At 47.9% G+C, this 7,437-nt stretch carries 8 protein-coding genes; all 8 read right to left on the reverse strand.

Translation table 11 applies throughout. From position 1 onward, the window contains the following. Positions 1-14: 14 nt before the first annotated feature. The 8 genes from HW447_RS12665 to yfcC all read right to left on the reverse strand — a co-directional run bounded on the left by HW447_RS12665 (position 15) and on the right by yfcC (position 7,065). Positions 15-506, reverse strand: a complete 492-nt coding sequence (locus HW447_RS12665; RefSeq protein ID WP_176255628.1) for a PTS sugar transporter subunit IIB — start codon at positions 504-506, stop codon at positions 15-17. Positions 507-532: 26 nt separating this feature from the next. Further along, positions 533-1,669, reverse strand: a complete 1,137-nt coding sequence (locus HW447_RS12670) for a glycoside hydrolase family 88 protein (protein ID WP_334296807.1) — start codon at positions 1,667-1,669, stop codon at positions 533-535. Between the two features lie 76 nt (positions 1,670-1,745). Next, entirely contained in the window at positions 1,746-2,189 is a 444-nt protein-coding gene (locus HW447_RS12675) for a PTS sugar transporter subunit IIA (protein ID WP_176255630.1), read from the reverse strand. A gap of 406 nt (positions 2,190-2,595) precedes the next feature. Further along, positions 2,596-3,219, reverse strand: a complete 624-nt coding sequence (locus tag HW447_RS12680) for a DUF47 domain-containing protein (protein WP_176255631.1) — start codon at positions 3,217-3,219, stop codon at positions 2,596-2,598. A 38-nt stretch (positions 3,220-3,257) separates the two neighbouring features. Continuing rightward, on the reverse strand, positions 3,258-4,313 hold the full coding sequence (locus HW447_RS12685; RefSeq protein WP_176255632.1) for an inorganic phosphate transporter: 1,056 nt from the start codon (positions 4,311-4,313) through the stop codon (positions 3,258-3,260). 89 nt (positions 4,314-4,402) lie between these two features. Continuing rightward, positions 4,403-5,077 (reverse strand): Crp/Fnr family transcriptional regulator, encoded by a 675-nt coding sequence (locus HW447_RS12690; protein WP_176255633.1) that lies wholly within the window; start codon positions 5,075-5,077, stop codon positions 4,403-4,405. A 121-nt stretch (positions 5,078-5,198) separates the two neighbouring features. Then, the gene (locus tag HW447_RS12695) at positions 5,199-5,522 is read right to left on the reverse strand and encodes a cyclic-di-AMP receptor (protein ID WP_176255634.1); all 324 of its coding nucleotides are present in this window, start codon (positions 5,520-5,522) and stop codon (positions 5,199-5,201) included. A gap of 25 nt (positions 5,523-5,547) precedes the next feature. Beyond that, the gene (gene yfcC / locus HW447_RS12700; protein WP_176255635.1) at positions 5,548-7,065 is read right to left on the reverse strand and encodes a putative basic amino acid antiporter YfcC; all 1,518 of its coding nucleotides are present in this window, start codon (positions 7,063-7,065) and stop codon (positions 5,548-5,550) included. Between the last annotated feature and the right edge of the window lie 372 nt (positions 7,066-7,437).

Below are 7,437 nucleotides of genomic sequence, written 5' to 3' on the forward strand. Positions count from 1 at the left end.
TCCTGTACCTCATTTTATAAATACTTATTCAGATCTGCCTTCCCGGAGCCGTCGTCCCCGGAGGCAGTCGCTCTTGTGTTGAATGTGATTCCGTAACAGTCGCGCAGTTCTCTTAAAGCGGCCTTATCCTCCTGGCCCAGAGCAATATATTTGCTCACTTCCTCTTTTCCCGGAGCATGGTGGATATTTCCCACATTAATCTCCTTTACAGGAACGCCGCCCTTTACCAGGCGCAGCGCATCCTCCGGCGTCTTGCACACAATAAAAATGGTCTGTTTGGGAGATGCCTTCATGATCACGTCACAGGTATGCTGAACAGAGAAGAAGCGCATGGCGATGGTCTTTGGCACTACGGCCTTCATAAGCATCTGCTGCATGGGATCCTCGCTTGCCCCATCATCTGCCACGATCACTGTATTTACTCCCAAAGCCTTAATCCAGAGCTGCCCCTGTCCGTGGATCAGACGCTCATCAATGCGAAAAGCTACGATATTTGGTTCTGCCATTGTTTTATCCTCCATTATGTAAAATATTACCAATATAACTGCCAGTCCTTATAAAACCGCAGCAATGCTTCCATATAAAAATAATCGCCCCATATATTTCCCTCATCCACGCCTTTACCGGAATGCCAGGAATATACGCCGTGAAGCAGAATGGGTGCTCCCGGATGCCGATCCGGATTTACATAGCCATGGATCAGAGAACGCAGAATTCCATGCATAGCTCTGCGGTAGGTTTCCTTTTCCTCATCGGTCTCCGGCAGATACTTCATCATCTCATGGATTCCGCACACAGCTACCGCGGCAGCGGAGGAATCTCTGGACTGGCCGGATCCGTCGCCGAAAATCAAATCCCAGTAGCAAATATCGTCCTCCGGCAAACGGTTTAAGAAATAATTTGTCATGCCCTTAAAGAGATGAAATGCGTCTTCGTCCTTTGTATAGCGGTAGTTTAATGGTATTCCGCTGATACCCCAGGCCTGTCCTCTGGCCCAGGCGGAATCATCGCTGTAGCCCTGCCGGGTCACACCCTTTAAGGGCGCTCCCGTCTCCGGGTCAAAGTAAAAGGTATGGTACGCCGAAGCATCCTCCCGGATCACATAGGAACAGGCTGTCTCATAATGGCGCTTTGCCGCATTCCGGTATTTTATATCTCCCGTGATCTCGGCAGCCCAGTAAAGCAGCGGGATATTTAACAGGCAGTCAATGATCAGCCGATAATTATCCTTTGCTCCCAGCGGTCCCCAGGCCTGGATAAATCCGCCCTTTTCCTGAAATCGTTCCATCAGCTTGTCGGCTGCCAGCAGTCCGGCCCGCTTTCCCGTCTCAGAACCGGTCAGCTTATAACCGGCCACGCAGGACGGCATATAGAGAAAGCCCAGATCGTGGTGATCCAGTTCAATACGTTTTTCCACACGGTTTAAAAAAGAAGCCATGTTTTCCTCTGCCCTTGCTCTGAACTTCTCCTCTTTTGTGTACTCATAGCACATCCATAAAAGACCAGTCCAGAAGCCATCGGTCCACTCTATATTATCAATGATCTCGTATGTACCTTTCTTGGCTGCAGGCCAGGGAAAACGTGTGCCGAAATAGTCCATATTCAGCTCCGTCTGCCTTACCACCCGGTCCATAGCCGCCTCCGCCTCCTTCTTTGTCAAAAAAGGCATATTAAGAAAATGCTCCCGGTTCTTTACCGGTTCGATCTGTATCCTCTTTGTCACCTGAATCCTCCTCTTTTGACGCCTACAGCCCATCCTCGAACAAAGGCGCTTCCTCATCTGCTTCCGTTTTCAGCTCTTTCAGGCTTAAAAGGCCATCATGTCCCGCCTTTATTACAGCTGCCGCCAGCCCGTCCAAAGAGCCATACATAGCTCTTGAAAATACACCTTCCACCAAAGCAGGCATATTCACACCGGATGCCACTGCAAAAGTCTGCTCTGTCTCTTCCAGCTTAAGGGCCGCCGCCATATTAAACGGCGTTCCCCCCATCAGGTCTGCCAGAATCAGGATCTCCTTCTCACCCAGACGTGCTGCCGCCTCCTTAAGTTTCCCTTTCAGTTCATCGGAACTCATACCTTCGGTGAAATCAACCGCCTCCACCTTCTCTGGTTTTCCTGCCACCAGACTTACGGCGCTTAAAAGCCCTGTGGGAAAATGTCCATGGCCCGTCACAATAATCCCTGTCATCCTCTTTCTCATCCTTTCCCGATCCATTCTCCCGGAATCAATCCACATTTGTTTACCTCAAATTTTCCCTGTTTACCACATACTATACAATATATCTGTATTTGTTGCCTTTAGTAAATTGGTTTACCTATGGCTTGAGTATAGTATTTTTGATGTTATATGTCAACACTTTTTTCTTTTTAACCATTTTTTCTTATATTTTATACAATAATAACCATTGATTTTTGTATGATATTTACAATCACCTTTTTATACTTCTTGTTTTCCACCATTTTCTTTTTGTCGGTTTACTATATTTTTTAGTTTACCTGTAAAATCACTGCATAAAAATACCCCGGCAGCACTGCATCCTGCAGCAGCTGCCGGGGTATTCTCCTGTTTCCGGATTCAAACCATTTTTAATATATCAGGTATTCTTCATCATTACCTGTTCTACCGCATTCGCAGTACGTTCACAGGCATCACAGCATTGTTCCAGATAAATGTAGATTTCTCTCCATGCAATAACCTCAAGAGGATCAGAAACCTCCGTGTGAAGCCGACGCATTGCTTCGATGAACAGACGGTCGCCTTCACCTTCCAATGTGTGAATCTCCACCATAAGGCCATAAAGCTTCTTTGATTTTTTGAAATTCTTAAACTCGTCCACCAGCTTATTTAACGTCTTGCAGCAGCGGGTGATCAGCTTGGTAAACTCCAGAGCGTCCGGACGGATAGACTTGATGTTATTGATATAAAGCCGGATCATAACATCCTCGATCTTGTCCGTCACATCATCAATCGCCTCGCTGATCAGAATAATATCCTCCCGTTCAATGGGCGTAATAAACTCCTTTACCAGCGCTGCCAGCATCTCATGCTTCTTCTGATCTGCAGCGTGTTCAATGCCATGGATCTGATCCAGGCGTTCTGACAGGCTGGTTACATCAAACTCGCTTAAGTTCTTGTGGAGCATCTGGGAAGCCTCCTCCCCATACTCCGCACAGGCAACAAAGTTTTTAAAATAAAAGTTATCGCTCTTCTTCGACATGGCTTTCTCCTTTTTTTACCGGCCATTTCGGCCCTTATCTACTGAAATACCACCATAAACAGCTTTGCCATTAAAAACCCAATGGCACCGCAGCCCGGAAATGTAAGTACCCAGGTAAGCAGCATTTCCTTCACCACCTGAAAGTTAATGGCAGACAGCCGCTTTACTGCTCCCACACCCATGATCGCTGTGGTCTTTGTATGGGTCGTGCTCACCGGAATGCCGAATACGGAAGAAAGCAGCAGGCAAAATGCTCCTGCCAGGTCAGCGGAAAAGCCCTGATACTTCTCCAGCTTTACCATATCCATTCCTACGGATTTGATAATCTTTTTGCCTCCTACCGAGGTTCCTACGCCCATAACCACCGAACACAGGAGCATCATCCATATAGGCAGATCCACTCCTGCCGCACTGTCGCTTCCTCCTGCCAGACAAATCCCAAGAAGCAGTACCCCCAGGAATTTCTGACCGTCCTGCGCTCCGTGCATAAAAGCCATCGCTGCCGCTCCTCCGATCTGGGCTATGCGGAAGAACCCGTCCGTCCTGCGCCGGTCCATCCCCCTGCAGAGGATCGATACCAGCTTACAGGTAGCAAAACCCATTACAAAACCCAGAACCGTGGACAGTCCCAGGCCATAAATTACCTTGATCCATTCGTCGCCGTTGATTCCCTGGATACCGCCCTGCATGGCGATCGCTGCGCCGGAAAGTCCTGCGATCAGGGCATGGCTCTCACTTGTGGGGATACCGAAGTACCAGGCCAGCACCGCCCACACTACAATAGCAAAAAGAGCTGCACAGAGAGCGATCAACGCCAGGGAATTATCTCCCCCGAAATTTACCATATTGGTAATGGTCATAGCTACTGTGGAGTTAATCAGCGTCATCACCAGAACGCCGGCAAAATTACACACCGCCGCCATGATAATGGCCAGGTCTACATCCATTGACCGGGTAGAAACACAGGTAGCAATGGCGTTTGGCGCATCCGTCCATCCATTTACGAAGATCACGCACAGTGTCAGTATGACCGTGATCAGAAGAGCCGGACTGGCAAGGACCTGGTGCCAGAAAAACGAAAATGACAGATCCATACGAATTTTCCCATCCTTTACACAAATTATTCTATTATTTGACAAAATCCAACTCCATCTTATCACGGCCTATGGACTCTGTAAAGTTTTTATCTGTTAAAATCCTGTATCAATGTAAAATGATTTTTCTGAAAATCCAGGATTCCCTCTTTCTTGAGCTTCCCCAGTTCACTGGACATGGCGCTGCGATCCACGCTCAGATAATCTGCCAGTTCCTGCCGGCTCAGTGAAATGTCAAAGCTTGCCCGTCCGCGGCGGATGGCCTCAGACGACAAAAAGGACAATAGCTTTTGTCTGGTATTCCTTCTGGAAATATGCTCGATCTGTTCTGTCAGCCTTATATTCTGATCCGACACCAGGCGGAGCAGATTGTGGAGCAGCCGGGTATGGAAGGCGCAGGCCATCGAGCAAAAGGTCAGAATTCGCTGATAGTCTAAAAACATTGCCTCACACGCCCCGGAAGCCGTCACGCTGACCGGGAGCACCGGAGTCCGGGCACAGGCGTAGACCTCACCAAATATATCCCCCTCTTCCAGTTCATACAGCATCTCTCCCCTTCCCCAGAAATCTTCTTTTTCTACCACGGCACCTCCCTTTAACAGAATCATCACACGATCCACCGCTTCTCCCATCCGAAAGATCCTCTCCCCAGTCTCAAACGTCTCCCGTTCTTCTCCGCAGCATTTTAAAAGCGTATACAGCTCCTCCTGTCCAATCCCATAAAACAGCGGAGATTTTTTCACATAGCAAAGCTCATCATCCATGATCTTATCCTCTTTATGTTGTTTTTACAACTTATATATTGTAAAAATGCTCTCTTCCCATCCATGACCTTTCTTTGATTCAACTGCCATGGCCCCGAAAGAGAGCATCTTTTATCCTTATTTAATACTTATTCATCCGGTCTACGTCCATGAAAAAGACCGTTGCGCCCCCAACCTTAACGCTCTTTGTCACATCCACCATAGTCATGCCATTGAACTCACTGACCTGGCGTTCTTCCTCCCGTTCCGTGCAGCTGGAGCGAATATAATTCAGGATCTCTTCCTCCCGTTCCTTTGGAATACACACCATCAGGGTAATATTCTTCTTATTCAGATACAAGCCTTCTGTGCAAAATTTGGTAGCCAGCACATGGTTGTGAGTGAATGCGCTGGACAGCCTTGGAAAATCCTGTTCCTGAACAACGATAATCAGCAGTTCCACCATAACCTCTCCCTTCCCCTTTTAACATTTATGACAGTCCTACCAGCACGCCCAGGATCACAGCCGCAGAGCCGCAGACAATGAGCAGCGCCTGAAAACGGATCTGGAACTTAGCCCACTGCCCCCATTCTAACTTGGCAGCTGCCAAAGCACCTAAAAGGCATCCTGAGGTAGGTACAATAAAGTTGGTAAAGGCGTCTCCCAGCTGGAACGCAAGGACGGCTACCTGGCGCTCCACCCCTACCAGATCAGCCAACGGCGCCATGATAGGCATTGTAAGAGCCGCCTGGCCGGAGCCAGAAACCACAAAGAAATTAAATACTGACTGGAACAGATACATAAACCATGCAGACAGCATCGGCGGGAAGTTCTTCATACCGTCGCTGATGGTGTGAAGAATGGTATTTAGCACCGTCCCGCTTGCAGGATCAGTACCTCCCAGTATAATGATAATCCCCTGAGCCATCCCCACACAGAGAGCCGCCCCTAAAAGATCGGCTGCTCCTCGGTCAAAGGAGCGTGGGATATCGTTTAATTTCATATCATTTAACTGGAACAGTACACCGATAATACCGGCTGCCAGACCCATTACAAAGAACTGGGAGGCAATTTCCGGAATGTAGTAACCCTTTTCCACCACGCCCCAAATAGTCCAGACAATACACAAAAATACATCCAGGATAACCAGCTTATGCCCCAGGGTAAACGGAAGCTCTTCTCTGCCCCGTTTGGCAAATTCATCCCGATACTCCTGGTCTGAATCATAGGCAACCGACGATTTCGGATTCTTCTTTACTTTTGCAGCATAACGCATGGTAAATGCAATCGTAAGACCTGTAAAAAAGATCCACAGAGGGATTCGGAACCAGGCGCCGGACATTACGGGAACGCCTGCGATTCCCTGAGCAACTGCCAGGCCAAAGGGATTCTGCCAGGAACTTCCAAAACCAATCTGGGTTGCCACATAGCTGCACATAATGCCGACTACTGCGTCGTATCCCATGGCAATAAACATGGGAACAAGGATCATAACAAACGGAATCGCCTCTTCCCCCATTCCAAACACAGCGCCACCAAGAGAAAACAGTGTAATCAGAATAGGAATAAGCAGTATTTCCTTACCATTGGTCAGATCAATAACCCTCATAATTCCACTTTCAATGGCTCCCGTCCGCAGAACAATACCGAACGCGCCGCCTACTACGAGGATAAAGGCAATGATTCCTACTGCTCCAGAGGTCTGATCTCCTACGGTAAGGCCCTCAAATACATAATTTAAGATACCTCCCCGACCGCCTACACTCTCGGTTCCGAAGATAGGGGCTGCCTGTGTCACTTTATTTCCATTTTCATCCAGTACATACCGGAAACTGTCGGGATCTACCACGGTACGGGTTTTTTCCTCGCCATTGACTGTATAAGTGATCTCCTTTGTGTCATACTGTCCCAGCGGAATAAACAGCGTTAAAATCGCAGCCACCAGGATCACCCCAAAAATAATGATATAGGTATGGGGCATTTGAAAAGATCGTTTCTTTTTCTCCATGCATTTCCTCCATGTGCGCTCTGGGTACATTCTGACACGCTCTCGCCTGTACTCAGATTTCTATTCGTATTTTGCCCGCATTTCTCCTGTATTTTTCACAGGCAGACAGTTTCGGGCAACGTATCAATTATACATGAGTACAGCTGTTTCTTCAAGAAGAAAGTTTGGATCCCACCATATAAAGTCAGCCGTTTTTTCTCTGAAGCGGCGGAATAAAAAAAGACCACCTTTCCAGGTGATCCTTGTTTCACACATACCTTCAAAACCACATATTGAACTGCCAAGCCACAACAACTCTCTCCTGCTCCTATACCGTCTGGTTAAGCCCTCGACCGATTAGTATCAGTCAGCTCCGTACATTGCTGCACTTCC

Source organism: Enterocloster alcoholdehydrogenati (genome assembly GCF_013282095.1).
In the GTDB taxonomy this organism is placed as follows: domain Bacteria; phylum Bacillota; class Clostridia; order Lachnospirales; family Lachnospiraceae; genus Enterocloster; species Enterocloster alcoholdehydrogenati.